This is a genomic window from Roseburia sp. (genome assembly GCF_041325975.1).
Classification (GTDB): Bacteria; Bacillota; Clostridia; order Lachnospirales; family Lachnospiraceae; genus Roseburia; species Roseburia rectibacter.
In genome coordinates, this window is the sequence record NZ_JBGLEJ010000005.1 from 841,056 (window position 1) to 856,157 (window position 15,102).

Genomic DNA, 15,102 nt, shown 5'->3' on the forward strand with positions numbered 1-15,102 from the left:
CCGTTATTCTACTCCTCGTTTATAATGTCCACCGGTATATTCTCCCATATACAGTTCCTGCAGACTGTTTTTCCCATTTAAAAAGACTGTTTTATATAAATTTAATATCTGTTTTACCTGTGATTCCTGCTCCGTTGTAAAGCTGATCCTGTATGCATGGATTCCCATTTTTTCCAGTTCATCACGATAAGGGAATAAAATCAGCGGAGCTGTATTATAAATCGTATTGTAACATTCCGTACAATTATTTTTTACCGGAAAATATTTCCCATAACGATCTTTCAGATAGGTGACAGTCCGAACCTTATCACACCCCCGGTCTGCCCCGGCATTGGCATGTACACACTGCGCAGATATCATCAGCGGCAGATTGCCATAAAGAACTATTTCACTCTGTGTATTATCCCTGTTTTGTAATTCTTTCCGGTTAAGTTCAAATGGAACCGTATCACGAACCGGCTGCATATCCCAGAGCTGCCTTTTTGCATAAGAATTCCAGATATAAAGATTGTGATCTAAAATAATATCCGTATCCGGAAGATTTTTCCTGATAAATGCAAGTTCATCATAACTTTTTACTACAAATCCATCTATCCCGGTCTGTTTCATTTCCGACAGATTTTTTTCATAGAAAGAAAGCGTAGGAAAACGAAATACTGCCGGCATAATATAATAAACTTTTTTCCCTGACAAATGAATACGGACTGTATCTTCTTTTAATGCTGCAAACAGGTTTTCTCTTGTATAACAACTGCTGTCAAGATATATGGAATCCACACAGGACTCATCAAGCAGTTTTTTTATAAAACCCCGGTTTTCAATGGAAACCGAAAGCTGTGATTTTCCATTCCCGGATGCTGCTTTTTTCTCATTTTGTACAGATACCAATTTCACTGGTCGATCTTCACCCGATATTTTTTCATCTGCCCCGGCTTTATCCCTTCGTGCAGGTACAGTCAGTGTTTCACTCAGCAATTCCAATGCATTTCTCCGCAATACATTTAAGGCCTGCACCGGGAGGAAAATATCATCATCCATATCTATATCAAGTTTTTCAAACTCATACGGCGTATTCCCGGTCTTTTTTATGCTTGCAGACACTTTTTCTTCTGTAAGCGGCTGTTTTAATGCAGCCTGTACCACATCTCCATCCGCAGAGATCCGGACATCATTCCATGTAATTTCCAGTTTAGCAGGAAAATCTTTTTTTAATCTTAAAGTTCCATTGATTTTTTCTTTTTTTTCAGACCGGACATAACGCTCTTTTATTTCTTCCCAGAGTGCTTCATTTCCTTTTGTATGCGATGGCTTATCAAATGTGATCATCTCTCTGCCATTATGTCTTTTATAGTACCCATCTGTAAATCCACTACGGTTTCCAAAATCATAAAGATGCTGCATATCTTCTTTCGTTACTTTAAAGTCTTTCTTTGCAGTCACCTCATCCGTGCGCAGACATGCATTGATATAACGATCTATGTATTTACGGTAAACAGATACCACACCAGCAGCATATTCTGCCTTTTTCATTCTTCCCTCGATTTTAAAGGAATCAACACCATTTTCGATCAGATCCGGGATCATTGATACGGTACAGAGATCCTTCGGGCTTAAAATATAGATATCACGCTCTTTTTTCCCTGTCTTTACCGGATGCTTCTTTTCATCAAAAACCTCATAGGAAAGGCGGCACGGCTGGGCACATCTGCCACGGTTTCCGCTTCGTCCTCCCAGCATACTGCTGAGCAGACACTGACCGGAATAACAGTAACAAAGTGCCCCATGAACAAAGCTTTCGATTTCAATATCCACATGATCTCTGATATCACGTATTTCCGTAAGCGACATCTCACGCGCTGTCACTACACGGTCAGCCCCCATCTCCTTCATCATTGCGGCACCGTAGCGGTTTGTCACTGTCATCTGTGTACTCGTATGTATGGATAATCCAGGGAAAGCCTCTCTCACCATCTGAAAAGCTCCCATATCCTGGATGATAACCGCATCCAGTCCCTGTTTATAATAAGGCAGCAGATATGAATATAAGTCTTCGGTCAATTCACGTTCCTTAAACAGGGTATTTACCGTGAGGTATACTTTTCTCCCATGGATATGCGCATAATCGATTGCCGAAAGCAGTTCTTCCTCGGTAAAATTATCAGCATAGGCACGTGCCCCGAATCTTCCTCCACCGAGATATACTGCATCTGCACCGGCATTTATTACTGCACGAAAGGTTTCCATGGAGCCTGCCGGTGCTAACAATTCTATATTCTGATATCGTTTATTACTGTTCATTCTGATTCTCTCCATCAAAAACATAAAAGGACGAAAATAATCTCTCCGTCCCCTCACTTTTTCCTGTATGACAGATTTCTGCTGCAGGCATCCATCTGTTATTAATCAGTTGTATCTTCCTGTTCTGTTTCATCTTCATCTGACGCATCTTCTTCGATCTTTCCAAGAAGAGACTCCTCTAATGACGATTCTAAACGCGCCTTATTCAATAGCAATTCACGGTTTTCTGTATCTAAACGCTTAATCTCTTTCTTATCATTTTCGGACTGGATCTGTTCTGCGATCAGATCGTGTTTCAGATCATAAATCTCTTTTTCTTTTGCCTCAATCTCACGTTCTAACTTCTCAGCCTGGGTTTTTGCTTTAAAATAATCATCTGCAATATTAAGCTCTAACAAGGTTGCTTTCATGTCGGCTGGAAATCTCTGATATCCCTCTATACTGTCAAATTCATTTATCTTTCCATTGATATAGACTGCAACCTTCTGAAGATATTCTTCGCTTTCGTATCCGCTTAATGTGTACACTTTTCCGCCGATCACAACTTCTGCACTTGTTTTCTCTGCCATTTATCTTCTCCTCCGGTCTGCTGTACAATATATGGTATATTATAATGACATTCCATGCTAAAATCAACTATTTTGTCAATCCGAAATGCTGATACGCAAAATCAGTTACCACACGTCCTTTGGGTGTGCGGTTGATAAATCCGTTTTTCACCAGATACGGCTCATATACATCTTCGATCGTTCCGGAATCCTCACCGATCGCCGCCGCTAACGTATCAAGTCCCACCGGTCCACCAGAGAACTTTTCAATCATGATCTTTAAAATATTACGGTCGTTCTGATCGAGTCCCATCTTATCAACCTCTAAGAGATCCAGCGCAAAGGCAGCAACTTCCTTTGATATCTTCCCGTCATATTTCACCTCTGCGAAATCCCTGACACGCTTTAACAGACGGTTTGCCAGTCGTGGTGTTCCACGCGAACGTCTTGCAAGCTCAAATGCACCTTCCTCATCAATTTCAACACCCAGTGTTTTTGCAGAATGAAGAATGATCGTCTTTAGTTCCTCCACCGTATAAAATTCCAGATGATGCACCACGCCAAAACGGTCACGGAGCGGTGCTGACAAAAGCCCCGCTCTCGTAGTTGCACCGACCAGCGTAAATTTCGGCAGATCCAGACGGATTGCACGCGCAGTTGCCCCTTTTCCGATCATAATATCGATCACATAGTCTTCCATTGCCGGATAAAGAACTTCTTCCACCTGGCGGTTTAACCTGTGTATCTCATCCACAAACAGGACATCCCCCTCCTGCAGATTGCTTAAGATAGCTGCCATCTCTCCCGGTTTTCCGATTGCAGGGCCACTTGTCACCTTAAGATGTGTTCCCATCTCATTTGCAATGATTCCTGCAAGCGTCGTTTTTCCAAGTCCGGGAGGACCGTAAAAAAGCACATGATCTAAGGACTCTCCCCTTTGTTTTGCCGCCTCAATATATATTTTTAAATTTTCCTTTGCTTTCTGCTGTCCGATATAATCATCAAGCGTCTGCGGACGCAGGCTTTTTTCAATTTTAATATCCTCTTCCTGCACCTGCGTGGAAATGACTCTTTTTTCCATTTAACTTTTCACCACATTTCTATAAAAATGCCATCTTCTTCAATGCCATCTTTAATATTTCTTCCACATCCGTCTCTTCCGTGATCTCAATACCGTTTAATGCCCGAAGAGCTTCGGAAGACGAATAGCCAAGCGCGACCAGTGCCTGTACCGCCTCATTCTTAGTGCCACTGGCATGATTTTCTGTGGACTCACCCGTCTTTTCAAATTTCTGTTCAAATGCATCTTCCAGACTCAGTTTGTCTTTTAATTCAAGAATCAGTCTCTGGGCTGTCTTTGCACCTACTCCCGGTGCCTTAGCGATTGCTTTCGCATCATCACCGAGAACTGCAAACCTGAGATCATCCGTCGTCATCACGGATAAGATCGCAAGTGCTCCTTTCGGTCCGATTCCACTGACACCTAACAGTAACTTATAAATTTTTAATTCGTCCTTTGTCAGAAATCCAAAAAGCAGCATGGCATCTTCCCTGACATGCAGATAAGTATATACTTTTACTTCTTCCCCGACAGAAGGAAGATACCGGAATGTCTGTCCTGTCGTGTAAATATGATAACCGATCCCACCGGTCTCCACCACGATACTCTCCTCGTCCATATCCGTCAAAACACCTTTGATGTATGAATACATGCTAAAATCCTCCTGTTACACCATCCGTTTTCCGATCCGTTTTATCATTTCCTGTGCCGCAATACCGACCAAAAATCCAGTCAGTGCACCGGCGATCAGCAGCACCGGCATATAATAAAAAATATTATAATTTTCCACAACATAAGCAGCCACAACAAGCTGACCTACATTGTGAAAGATTCCGCCACTCACACTGACAGGCAGAACACCAAACCATTTTGTTTTTTTCAGCAGATACATCACAAGAAAACTAAGCAGTCCGCCTGCAAGACTATATAAAATACTGAACATATTTCCAAACAGGAAACCGGAAAGTACAATACGCAGTGCAGACACTGCCAGTGCTTCTTTCGTTCCCACGCAGTAAAGCATCAGAACCACAACTATATTTGTTAGTCCAAGTTTTACACCTGGTATTCCAAAATAAAACGGAATCAGTGATTCCACATAGCTGCAGATGAGTGCCAGTGCCAGGTAAACACCTAAATATGCTGTTTTTTTCTTATCTCGCAATGGAATCCAACTCACTTTCTCCGGCACCGATCACCTGCACCACTACTTTGTTCGGGAGACAGACGATCGTCTCATTTGTTTTTGAAATAGCTTTCTGATGCACACAGAGTTTGTCCGGGCAGTCAGCTTCCGTCACATCAGCTTTTCCGTCCTTTATCACAAGCAGATTCGTTGTTTTCCCATCTTTCCGGATCGGAATCTCATCATCCTCATCAAGCGGGTAAGTACCATAAACCTTTCCATCTACCGTAACCTCCACACTTGCACCGGCATTCTGATGTGTCAGATAAAAACCTGCCGCAAACCCTGCCAGACAAATAAAAATAACACTTAAAAAAATGATATCTCTTTTCTTCATAAAATTTTACACTTACACTGTCTCCCCCATATAGTAGAAGCCAAAGGCTTCTTCTCAGAATTTTATACACACTCCCCCATATAGTAGAAGCCGAAGGCTTCTTCTCAGGATTTTATACACACTCCCCCATATAGTAGAAGCCAAAGGCTTCTTCTCAGAGTTTTATACACACTCCCCCATATAGTAGAAGCCTTTGCATTCCAGAAGTTTCACATCCACGATTTTTCCTATCATATCCTCTGTTCCCGGCAGATGTACTACCGAGTTATTGCTAAGTCTGCCAGTCACAAGAGCTGCATCCTGCTCATTTTTTTCTTCGATCAGAACCGGAAGTGTCTGTCCGGTCAGCGCTCCGGCTTTTTCTGCGGAAATAGTCTGCACTTCTTTTAACAAACGGTCAAAACGTGCTTTGATCACGTCATCCGGAATCTGATCGTCCATCACAGCTGCCGGGGTGCCGGTACGTTTTGAATAAATAAATGTAAATGCACTGTCATAACGCACTTTACGTACCACGTCCATGGTTTCCTCAAAATCTTCCTCTGTCTCTCCAGGGAATCCGACAATAATATCCGTTGTAAGTGCAATATCAGGCACTGCGGCACGGATCTTATCTACCAGTTCTAAATAATGTTCCTTGTCATAGCGGCGGTTCATCAGTTTTAAAATACGGCTGCTTCCTGACTGTAATGGAAGATGCAGATGTTTACAGATCTTTTTGGAATTTTTCATAACTTCGATCAGATCATCGGAAAGGTCCTTTGGATGGGAAGTCATAAAACGGATACGCTCAATGCCATCTACCTTTTCGATCTCCTGCAAAAGCTGTGCAAACGTCATTGGCTGCTCTAAATTTTTGCCATAAGAATTGACATTCTGTCCCAGGAGCATAATTTCCACAACTCCGTCAGCCGCAAGGCGTTCCACCTCACGGATGATTTCTTTGGGCTCTCTGCTCCGCTCCCTGCCGCGCACATACGGTACGATACAATAACTACAGAAGTTGTTGCATCCAAACATAATATTAACACCTGATTTAAAGGAGTATTTTCTTTCAACCGGAAGATCCTCAACGATCTTATCGGTATCTTTCCAGATATCGATCGTCATGGATGTACCATGACCTGCCGCATGCTCTGAATAACTGTTTTCCAATGCGGTAACGATCAGCTCTGCAAATTTATAGATATTATGTGTTCCAAAGATCAGGTTTACAAAACGGTAACTCTGTTTAATCTTTTCTACTACTGTCGGTTCCTGCATCATACAACCGCAGAGTCCGATCATCATAAATGGATTTTTCTTCTGAAAGCCGTTTAAGTATCCCAGTCGTCCGTATACTTTATTGTTTGCATTCTCACGAACTGTACAGGTGTTATAAATAACAAAATCTGCTTCCTCGGAATCTTCCTGCACATAGCCGATCTTTTCCAGAATACCGACTAATTTTTCGGAGTCCCTTGCATTCATCTGGCATCCGAATGTGGATACATGAAAAGTCAGCGGACTTCCTTTTTCCTCGGAAAGCTGTCTTAAATACTCTTTTGCAATATCCATAAAGTAATACTGACGTTCCGGTTCTGTTGACGGAATCTGTTTTTTATCTGCAATGCGCAGTGTCGGGCGCACTCCCGTTGTAACTTTCTGACTCATATAACTGTTAAATCCTCACTATTTCTATTGCTTTTTCTTATGGTCTTACCTGACCATTTCCATAAATGATATATTTTGTGCTGGTTAATGCTTCTAAGCCCATCGGACCTCTTGCATGAAGTTTCTGCGTGCTGATACCGATCTCCGCGCCAAAACCAAACTCAAAACCATCCGAAAACCGTGTGGATGCATTGACATAGACACAGGCAGCATCCACTTCATCTAAAAACTTCTGTGCATTGGTATAATTTTCCGTAATGATCGCCTCGGAATGTCCTGTATTATAGCGGTTAATATGGGCGATCGCCTCATCCACGGAAGTTACCGTCTTTGCAGAGATCGTATAATCTAAATATTCCCTGCCCCAGTCTTCTTCCACGGCCGGTTTGATCAGTTCTTTATTCAATGTAGCGTCGGCTTCTGCTGCCGCATAACTTCTCTCATCTGCATGCACCTCCACGTTTTTTTTCTGAAGTGCCTCTGTCAGTTTCGGCATAAACGCATCCACGATCTTTTCATGAATGACAAGCGACTCACAGGCATTACAGACACCGATCCTCTGGGTTTTGGCATTCAGAATGATATTTACCGCCATGTCAAAATCAGCAGACTCATCCACAAAAATATGACAGTTTCCGGTTCCTGTCTCGATCACAGGTATCGTTGCCTGATTCACAACTGCACGGATCAGTCCTGCTCCACCACGTGGAATCAGAACGTCGACATACTGGTTCATTTTCATGAATGCTGTCGCAGTATCCCTTGACGTATCTTCGATCAGAGATGCTGCTTCTTCTGGAATACCAAGCTGCTCTAATGTCTTCTGGATAACCGAAACGATCGCGATATTCGAATAGATCGCATCACTTCCCCCCTTTAAGATCACAGCATTCCCGGTCTTAAAACAAAGCCCGAAGGCATCTACGGTCACATTCGGCCTTGCCTCATAGATCATGCCGACCACACCAAGCGGTACACGTTTTTTTCCGATCATCAGACCGTTCGGACGTTTTTTCATGGAAAGGACTTCCCCGATCGGATCATCTAAAGCTGCTACCTGCTGCAGACCTTCCGCAATCTGTGCGATTCTCGCTTCATTTAGCATCAGACGGTCTAAGAGTCCCTCCGGCATATGATTATTCCTGCCATTTTCAAGATCTTTTTCATTTGCGGCAATGATATCAGCAGATGCAGCAATAAGTGCATCTGCCACTGCGATAAGAGCCTGATTTTTCTCATTGGTGCCTAACGTGGCAAGGGTGCGGGATGCAGCTTTGGCTCCCTGGCATATTTGTTCTAGTTCCATGATGATACCTTTCCTTTCTGTGAAATGTTTATATGGTGTTGCGGCGATTTGGCGAAACTCTGCAATGATTGTATATATTATGGCGATACCTGGGGCGAAACTCTGCGATAGGCTGTGGTTGTCGTGAACCGGGCACCTGTTTAACGAAGGCACGCTCTCGCTGCGTGTCGCTCGTAGCGGTACTAAGCGACCAAAATACGGTCGCTAAGTGCCGACGGCTCCCCAGCACCTTCTTTTAAACAGGTGCCCGGTTCACAACAGTCGAAGGTTTTTGGAGCGTTTCGCTTTGGGTAGCCTCAAATTATCTTATATTCATTTTCTTCAGTATAAATACGATCCATTTTTACATCTGTGTCAAGTGTTTCAAGTTCCGATACAAGCTGGTTCTCGTAAGCTAATGCAAAGCGTTTTAGCTTTGCATATCTTGCAAAATAGCGGTCATAAAAACCTTTGCCGTAGCCGTAACGGCTGCCGGTGGGGGCAAAGACGACACCCGGGACTAAAACTGCAATCTGCTGGTCGTATAAATCCATGGGATTTATACGGCGGCATTCCACAGTTGGTTCCATGACATGAAATGCACCCTCCGATGTCTGTGCGAAAGATGTGATCTCGTAAAATTCCATGGTACAGTCTGTTCCTGTCCGTGGCAGCGCGACATGTTTTCCATCATGTAACGCCTGTCTGAGAAACGTCAGGCAGTCTGCTTCTTTTCCAAGCGGATAATATCCAAAAATCCAGTCTGTTTTGGCATACCAGTCCGATTTTAACAGATTATCACAGATTTTTCTGCTCTTTTCATGTTTTTCAGATTCTGACATTGCGTCCCGGATGGCAAGATGCTTTTTCCGGATCTCTTTTTTGTCAGGAAAGCTTTTTCTTGTTTCCATATTCTTCTCCGAGATTTGTGACTGTTCCATCCGGATTCTGCATATCAATGTTATTTAACTGTGCTACGAGATTGCGTTTTACATCTGCAACATAGGCTTTGCGCAACATTGCCTGCTCTTCTTTTTCCGCCTCGGTAAGTCCTTCCGCCTGTGATTTGCGGTAAAGTGCGTTGATTCTGTCAATCTGTTCCTGTTTCATTAAAATCTCCATTCCTGCGCATGAAAAATTTATTATTCACACAAATCTTTTTCTATCCGATTGTTTCTAATATAAAATCCTGTATACGGAATGTTTCCTTTTTCTGTGCCTTAAAAATGGTTCCCCTAAAGCTGTCATCAAAAATATGATGCAGTACACAGACATCTGCTCCGTTTGCAATGATCATATCTGTCCCGGAAAGTGTCGCGATCTTTGCCGCGGTCAGCTTGGTCGCCATGCCGCCAGTTCCGACATCGCTTCCGGTCGTACTCTTTGCCATTCCAAGAATGTCTGAATCCATCTTTTCGACCACTTCGATCAATTTTGCATCCGGATTCTTATGCGGATCATCCGTAAATAATCCGTCAATATCGGATAACAAAATCAAAAGATCTGCTCCAATCAGTGAAGCAACGATCGCAGAAAGCGTGTCATTGTCACCAAACTGCATCTCATAGGTAGATACCGTGTCATTTTCATTGACAATCGGGATCGCACCTAAACGGAACAATTCATCAAATGTATTTTTGGCATTTTCTCTGGAAACTGGGTTGACCATGGTATTTTTGGTCATAAGCACCTGACCTGCCACCTGGTTATATTCTGCAAACAGCTTCTGGTAGATCATCATCAGTCTTGCCTGTCCGACTGCTGCACATGCCTGTTTTGTAGAGAGTTCCCGTGGCCGCTCTGTCATGCCAAGCGACTGTCTTCCAACTGCGATCGCACCGGAACTGACTAAGCAGACATCCATCCCCCTGTTTCTTAAGTTGCAAAGCTCGCGCACTAAGTGCTCTAGTTTTGTAAAATTCAGACTGCCGGTCTCCTCATAATTTAATGAAGAAGAACCGATCTTAACAACAACTCTTTTTTTCTCATGAAAGTGAAAACTTTTCTGGTCCATTTTCCCATTGAATCCCCTTTATTTCTGATTATTCTTTTTCGAACATATGCACTGTATTATACTCTATCATATCTGATGCAAAATATCAAAGAAAAAAAGTGAATGCTTGTAGCATATTCATTTTTATGCTACAGTGATGTTCGAATGACACCATTTTATGAAATGATGTTTCAGATAACGAACAAAAGCGTATCTGCTGTGTATTCTCACGGCAGACTGACTGGAAATGGAGAATAACTTGAAGAACAAGATTTTTATGAAACGAAAATATCTTTTATATATACTGCTGTCTATACCGGTTTTACTGTTATCCGGATGTGCTCTGCCTTCCCGGCTCAATTTGGGCAAAACTTCCGGCTCCGGCGAATCGATCTCCAAATCGGGTTTTTATTTTAATACCGTCATTACTGTCACCTTATACGGAACAAAAGACGAATCCCTGCTCGATGATTGTTTTTCTCTCGCAGACACTTATGAAAATTATTTTTCCAATACAATTGCGGACAGCGATGTGTCAAAAATCAATGCAGCAGGCGGTGCACCTGTCACCGTGCATGAAGAAACCGCAGAACTGATCAAAAAAGGTCTTTATTATGGAGATCTGAGCAATGGAAAATTTGATATTACGATTGGAAAATTATCGGATCTGTGGGATATTTCTACCAAGGCTTTATTAGAGAAAACAGATGCCTCTATGATTCCATCTGATGATGAGATCAAAAAGGCTTTAACGACAGTAGACTATCAGAATGTAGTTGTAGATGGCAATACCGTCACCTTAAAAGATCCGTCCGCTAAAATTGATCTCGGCGGAATTGCCAAAGGATATATTGCAGACCGCATGAAAGATTACCTGAATCAAAAAGGAGCCGCCTGCGGCTATATCAACCTCGGCGGCAATGTGCTCTGTCTTGGTGCAAAACCGGACGGTTCTTCCTATAATATTGGCATCCAGCGTCCGTTTGACGATGAGGGCGCTGCAATGCTCGCTGTATCCGTGACCGACCAGACCGTTGTGTCTTCCGGTGTTTATGAGCGCTATTTTGAGGTGGACGGCAAACGCTATCATCACATTTTAGATACTGCTACCGGATATCCCTATGATAACGGACTGCTGGGTGTTTCGATCATCACGGACGAATCCGTGGACGGTGATGGACTCTCCACCACCTGTTTTGCACTGGGTTTAGCTGACGGGATGGCGCTTGTGGAAAGTCTGGATAATACAGAAGCCGTTTTTATTACGGAGGATTATGAATTGCATTTTAGTTCGGGGATGGGGACTAAAATTCCGTATCAGGTGATGGAGTGATGATCTGCCATGGTATGGATTTTATAACTGTATGATCTGATTATTTTCTTCCGTAAAGTTTCCACCATCCATATTCTTTCTCACAAAAGGAACTCCCTTGCGAACATAAAATATATTATCTGTAAGCAGTGCATCCGGGTTTTCGGACGGGCTGATGGTTCCACCTAAATCATCATAACTGACGTTATTACGAAATGTGTTATGAATGGCCTCCTGCATACAAAACATCACACAACCGCCTTCATTTTGCCTGCTGTAATTATACTCATACACCGTTCCATCCCCGGAATCTGCATCGTAAGCCATCCCGTCCTGATTCAGCCGCGTGTCTGCCACTTCATTATAACAAAACAACGCATCTTTACATTTCCATGGCCAGATTGCCGCAGCAACCTTTCCACCACGGTTGCCCGGATTGCAATAAATACGGTCATTGATCTCACATGCCACAGAATCGGTCATATTATGTTCCACAAACGGGCGCAGTGCATACATGACCGTTATTCCATCTCCACCTGCCATTTTCACATAATTATCCCGTATCACAATATTCTCATGACCATATTTCAAAAACCTTTTTTTATCCAGTTCCGCACCCGCAAATTTCTCATGTGCATAACTATACCCGACTGCGATCCCCCAACGGCTCACACGATATACATAGCATCCCTCCACCAGGATATCTGAAAATCTTGCCACTCCTGTCATTGCTTCTTCCGCTGGCTGTAATGCTGTCATATAGATGCCGCCATTATTCATATGCTTGTCATAAACATTTCCATGAACATCATGGATTTTAAGATTTCGAAGTGTGATTCCACATCTTAAACCTTTCTCTTTTGCAACGACTGCAACACCTGTACGCTCCATTTTATCTGCCTGTGAATAATTTTCGCCGATCACTTTATCCGCACTGTTTGTAATCTCAATATCCTGTATGATAATATACTCGGCATCAAATAGAAGTACTGCCGAGGAAACATAACCATGGTAAACATGCGTCGGCGAATCCAGTTCTTTTCCATAATCCTGATACCAGATTCCCTGTCCGTCTGTCTTTATCAGAGGATCTTCACCACATCCATAACTTCCAATTACAATCGGCATCTGCTTTGTTCCGCTGTCACGAATCTGTAAAAACTGTTTTTCAAAAACACTTCCACACGCAAGCAATATGTGATCCCCCGGTTTTAGTGCAAGCCTATTGACGGCAAAAAGACTTGCGAATGCACTGTTTTCACTCAAACCGTCATTGGTATCATTTCCGTTTATCGAATCGACATAATATTTCCTGCACAAGTCTGTCATACACTTCCTCCCGCAATCTTTTTTCAATGATCTGCTCTACCTCTTCATAAGAAAAAAGATCTCCAAAATATCTTCCAAATAAATCTTTATTCCGCTCATAGAAAGCTTTTTTCTGATTTTCTGTAATCTCCGGACTGATTCCTGATTTTCTAATATTTTCTGTCGGCTGTACGAAATCCAACCGGAAACGCGTCAATTCATACTGTAGATACATCGGCAATGAATATCTGCGCGGTCCGTAAAATACCTTTTTCTCCATTTCAAGCCTGGCATTCTCTTCATTTTTTTCTGCACATCTTTTTTCCAACGCCTCTATATCGGCGTTTTCAATCAACCCCAGCTTTTCTGCAAGAACAAGTTCGGCTTTCGCATATGCCCACTCTTCTGGTGTAAGGCAGTATCTTTTTTCTATCATTTAACAGCCCCCGTAATTCCGTTTGCAAAACTTTTCTGCAGACATAAGAAAATAATCGCCGTCGGAAGTGTACAGATCAGTACACCGAGCATCAACATCCCATAATCAACACTGTAGCCGCTTTTTAAGTTTGCCACAAGCATTGGCATTGTGATGGAATCATTATTTTGAAAGACAATCTTTGGCCACAGATAACTATTCCATGCGTTCATAAAAGTAACCGTCATTGCAGCTCCATATGTTGATTTCATAACAGGCACAAACATCCGGAAAAAAATCTGTATTTCACTTAGTCCCTCCAGACGAGCCGCCTCTATAATATCATGAGGGAAAGACCGCGCCGCCTGACGGAACATCATAATCATAAATGGCGTTGAAATAGACGGCAAAACAAATGCAATCCAGCTATTGACCAGATTCCAGGAAGAGATCATTTTAAAAAGCGGGATCATTATTGCAACAAATGGCAGCATCATGGCTAACAACAATACACTCATCAATATGTCTTTTCCCTTATCATGATAAATTTCAAAGCCATAACCTGCAATTGAACAGACCAATAATGTGATAATCGTCATAAGAATCGCATTTCGAAATGAATTGATCATTGCCAGCCCCAGATTCTGATTGGCAATCAATGCCTTAAAATTTTCGACTAAATATGTTCCAGGAAGCAGTTTTCCCCTGACCACATCAATACTTTGATTAGTTGCACCACAAACCATGTAATATAGTGGAAATACAGACAAAAAACTTGCAAAAATCAATACAATATGTGATATACATAATTTTCCTTTACTCACGTTTGTCACCTACTTTCATTTGAATTGCAGACAAAATTGCCACTATAATAAGGATAAACACTGAAAGTGCTGCCGCATAATTAAATTTTGGTGTCTCCACAAAAGAAATGTTATAAATATAATGCGTCAATGTCATTGTTGACTTTCCCGGTCCACCAGCCGTTAAATTTACAGACTCGTCAAACAACTGCAGTGTTCCAGACGTTGACATAATAGCCGTCAGTAATATGGTAGGCTTTAACAGTGGAATGGTGATCTTTGTAAACTGTTGAAACGGTGATGCCCCATCAATACGACTCGCCTCATAGACGGAATAATCAATATTCTGCAGCCCTGCAAGATAAAACACCATATTGTAACCGGTCCATCTCCAGACCAACGCGATTATAATTACAAATCTTGCAGCCCATGCATTCTGAAACCAGTCTACGGTCGGAAGTCCAATCGCAGAAATAACGTGATTTACCAGACCATCCTGCGCAAACAGTGACTTAAAAATCATAGAATACGATACCAGTGATGTTGCACATGGCAGGAAAATCATAGTTCGATAGATTCCTTTTCCCTTTATATTCGGATTGTTCAGTAATTGAGCAAGAACAAGGGCAATGATCAACATGACTGGAACCTGTATGATAAAATAAAATACTGTATTGAAAAGGCACTGCAAAAATGTTTTGTCCTTCAGTATCCTGACATAGTTTGCAAAGCCAACCCACCTTACAGAATCTCCCATACCATTCTTAAATGACAGCATAAGCGCCTGTATCATGGGATAAAAACAAAATACAAAAATCAATATAGCTGCCGGAAGCAAAAACGCCCAACCAGTGAGGTTATGTTTTCTTTCCAGACTTAATTTTCTTTTTTTCTCCATATATTT

The 15,102-nt window shown here is 42.2% G+C and carries 16 protein-coding genes; 1 reads left to right on the top strand and 15 read right to left on the bottom strand.

Translation table 11 applies throughout. The features are described from left to right. Positions 1-3: 3 nt before the first annotated feature. From ACDD58_RS15305 to proB, 11 genes are all read right to left on the bottom strand, one after another. On the bottom strand, positions 4-2,298 hold the full coding sequence (locus tag ACDD58_RS15305) for a DUF3656 domain-containing protein (protein WP_370778275.1): 2,295 nt from the start codon (positions 2,296-2,298) through the stop codon (positions 4-6). 101 nt (positions 2,299-2,399) lie between these two features. Next, entirely contained in the window at positions 2,400-2,867 is a 468-nt protein-coding gene (locus ACDD58_RS15310; protein ID WP_370778277.1) for a cell division protein ZapA, read from the bottom strand. Between the two features lie 67 nt (positions 2,868-2,934). Next, positions 2,935-3,927, bottom strand: a complete 993-nt coding sequence (ruvB, locus tag ACDD58_RS15315; RefSeq protein ID WP_117921846.1) for a Holliday junction branch migration DNA helicase RuvB — start codon at positions 3,925-3,927, stop codon at positions 2,935-2,937. 19 nt (positions 3,928-3,946) lie between these two features. Next, positions 3,947-4,558: a Holliday junction branch migration protein RuvA gene (gene ruvA / locus ACDD58_RS15320; protein WP_117921845.1), complete on the bottom strand. Its 612-nt coding sequence runs from the start codon at positions 4,556-4,558 to the stop codon at positions 3,947-3,949. A 15-nt stretch (positions 4,559-4,573) separates the two neighbouring features. Further along, positions 4,574-5,071: a Gx transporter family protein gene (locus ACDD58_RS15325; RefSeq protein ID WP_117921844.1), complete on the bottom strand. Its 498-nt coding sequence runs from the start codon at positions 5,069-5,071 to the stop codon at positions 4,574-4,576. Then, positions 5,061-5,429 carry a NusG domain II-containing protein gene (locus tag ACDD58_RS15330; RefSeq protein WP_015520684.1) on the bottom strand — a complete coding sequence of 123 codons (369 nt, stop codon included), beginning with the start codon at positions 5,427-5,429 and terminating at the stop codon, positions 5,061-5,063. The genes ACDD58_RS15325 and ACDD58_RS15330 overlap by 11 nt, the downstream gene beginning before the upstream one ends. A gap of 162 nt (positions 5,430-5,591) precedes the next feature. Next, positions 5,592-7,082: a tRNA (N6-isopentenyl adenosine(37)-C2)-methylthiotransferase MiaB gene (gene miaB / locus ACDD58_RS15335; RefSeq protein WP_370778279.1), complete on the bottom strand. Its 1,491-nt coding sequence runs from the start codon at positions 7,080-7,082 to the stop codon at positions 5,592-5,594. Between the two features lie 37 nt (positions 7,083-7,119). After that, positions 7,120-8,388, bottom strand: coding sequence for a glutamate-5-semialdehyde dehydrogenase (locus ACDD58_RS15340; protein WP_370778281.1), 1,269 nt, complete (start codon positions 8,386-8,388; stop codon positions 7,120-7,122). 296 nt (positions 8,389-8,684) lie between these two features. Further along, positions 8,685-9,278 carry a 5-formyltetrahydrofolate cyclo-ligase gene (locus tag ACDD58_RS15345; protein WP_370778282.1) on the bottom strand — a complete coding sequence of 198 codons (594 nt, stop codon included), beginning with the start codon at positions 9,276-9,278 and terminating at the stop codon, positions 8,685-8,687. Further along, on the bottom strand, positions 9,253-9,477 hold the full coding sequence (locus ACDD58_RS15350) for a DUF896 domain-containing protein (protein WP_015560603.1): 225 nt from the start codon (positions 9,475-9,477) through the stop codon (positions 9,253-9,255). The genes ACDD58_RS15345 and ACDD58_RS15350 overlap by 26 nt, the downstream gene beginning before the upstream one ends. 52 nt (positions 9,478-9,529) lie before the next feature. Continuing rightward, positions 9,530-10,381: a glutamate 5-kinase gene (gene proB, locus ACDD58_RS15355; RefSeq protein WP_006855958.1), complete on the bottom strand. Its 852-nt coding sequence runs from the start codon at positions 10,379-10,381 to the stop codon at positions 9,530-9,532. Positions 10,382-10,607: 226 nt separating this feature from the next. Between proB and ACDD58_RS15360 the strand changes: the two genes are divergently transcribed. After that, positions 10,608-11,693: an FAD:protein FMN transferase gene (locus tag ACDD58_RS15360; protein WP_370778285.1), complete on the top strand. Its 1,086-nt coding sequence runs from the start codon at positions 10,608-10,610 to the stop codon at positions 11,691-11,693. A gap of 21 nt (positions 11,694-11,714) precedes the next feature. Here ACDD58_RS15360 and ACDD58_RS15365 read toward each other — a convergent pair whose 3' ends face one another. The 4 genes from ACDD58_RS15365 to ACDD58_RS15380 form a co-directional block, all read right to left on the bottom strand. Beyond that, positions 11,715-13,001: a polyhydroxyalkanoate depolymerase gene (locus ACDD58_RS15365; RefSeq protein WP_186898723.1), complete on the bottom strand. Its 1,287-nt coding sequence runs from the start codon at positions 12,999-13,001 to the stop codon at positions 11,715-11,717. Next, on the bottom strand, positions 12,952-13,416 hold the full coding sequence (locus ACDD58_RS15370; protein WP_006858764.1) for a hypothetical protein: 465 nt from the start codon (positions 13,414-13,416) through the stop codon (positions 12,952-12,954). Before ACDD58_RS15370 ends, ACDD58_RS15365 begins: the two co-directional genes overlap by 50 nt. Next, positions 13,413-14,141: a carbohydrate ABC transporter permease gene (locus tag ACDD58_RS15375; protein ID WP_006858775.1), complete on the bottom strand. Its 729-nt coding sequence runs from the start codon at positions 14,139-14,141 to the stop codon at positions 13,413-13,415. The genes ACDD58_RS15370 and ACDD58_RS15375 overlap by 4 nt, the downstream gene beginning before the upstream one ends. Positions 14,142-14,211: 70 nt before the next feature. Then, entirely contained in the window at positions 14,212-15,096 is an 885-nt protein-coding gene (locus tag ACDD58_RS15380; RefSeq protein ID WP_006858763.1) for a carbohydrate ABC transporter permease, read from the bottom strand. Between the last annotated feature and the right edge of the window lie 6 nt (positions 15,097-15,102).

Coding starts and splice junctions, on each gene's coding strand:
- ACDD58_RS15305 (WP_370778275.1), bottom strand. CDS start 2,298: ATGAACAGTAATAAACGATATCAGAATATAGAATTGTTAGCACCGGCA.
- ACDD58_RS15310 (WP_370778277.1), bottom strand. CDS start 2,867: ATGGCAGAGAAAACAAGTGCAGAAGTTGTGATCGGCGGAAAAGTGTAC.
- ruvB (WP_117921846.1), bottom strand. CDS start 3,927: ATGGAAAAAAGAGTCATTTCCACGCAGGTGCAGGAAGAGGATATTAAA.
- ruvA (WP_117921845.1), bottom strand. CDS start 4,558: ATGTATTCATACATCAAAGGTGTTTTGACGGATATGGACGAGGAGAGT.
- ACDD58_RS15330 (WP_015520684.1), bottom strand. CDS start 5,429: ATGAAGAAAAGAGATATCATTTTTTTAAGTGTTATTTTTATTTGTCTG.
- miaB (WP_370778279.1), bottom strand. CDS start 7,082: ATGAGTCAGAAAGTTACAACGGGAGTGCGCCCGACACTGCGCATTGCA.
- ACDD58_RS15340 (WP_370778281.1), bottom strand. CDS start 8,388: ATGGAACTAGAACAAATATGCCAGGGAGCCAAAGCTGCATCCCGCACC.
- ACDD58_RS15345 (WP_370778282.1), bottom strand. CDS start 9,278: ATGGAAACAAGAAAAAGCTTTCCTGACAAAAAAGAGATCCGGAAAAAG.
- ACDD58_RS15350 (WP_015560603.1), bottom strand. CDS start 9,477: ATGAAACAGGAACAGATTGACAGAATCAACGCACTTTACCGCAAATCA.
- proB (WP_006855958.1), bottom strand. CDS start 10,381: ATGGACCAGAAAAGTTTTCACTTTCATGAGAAAAAAAGAGTTGTTGTT.
- ACDD58_RS15360 (WP_370778285.1), top strand. CDS start 10,608: ATGGAGAATAACTTGAAGAACAAGATTTTTATGAAACGAAAATATCTT.
- ACDD58_RS15365 (WP_186898723.1), bottom strand. CDS start 13,001: ATGACAGACTTGTGCAGGAAATATTATGTCGATTCGATAAACGGAAAT.
- ACDD58_RS15370 (WP_006858764.1), bottom strand. CDS start 13,416: ATGATAGAAAAAAGATACTGCCTTACACCAGAAGAGTGGGCATATGCG.
- ACDD58_RS15375 (WP_006858775.1), bottom strand. CDS start 14,141: ATGGTTTGTGGTGCAACTAATCAAAGTATTGATGTGGTCAGGGGAAAA.
- ACDD58_RS15380 (WP_006858763.1), bottom strand. CDS start 15,096: ATGGAGAAAAAAAGAAAATTAAGTCTGGAAAGAAAACATAACCTCACT.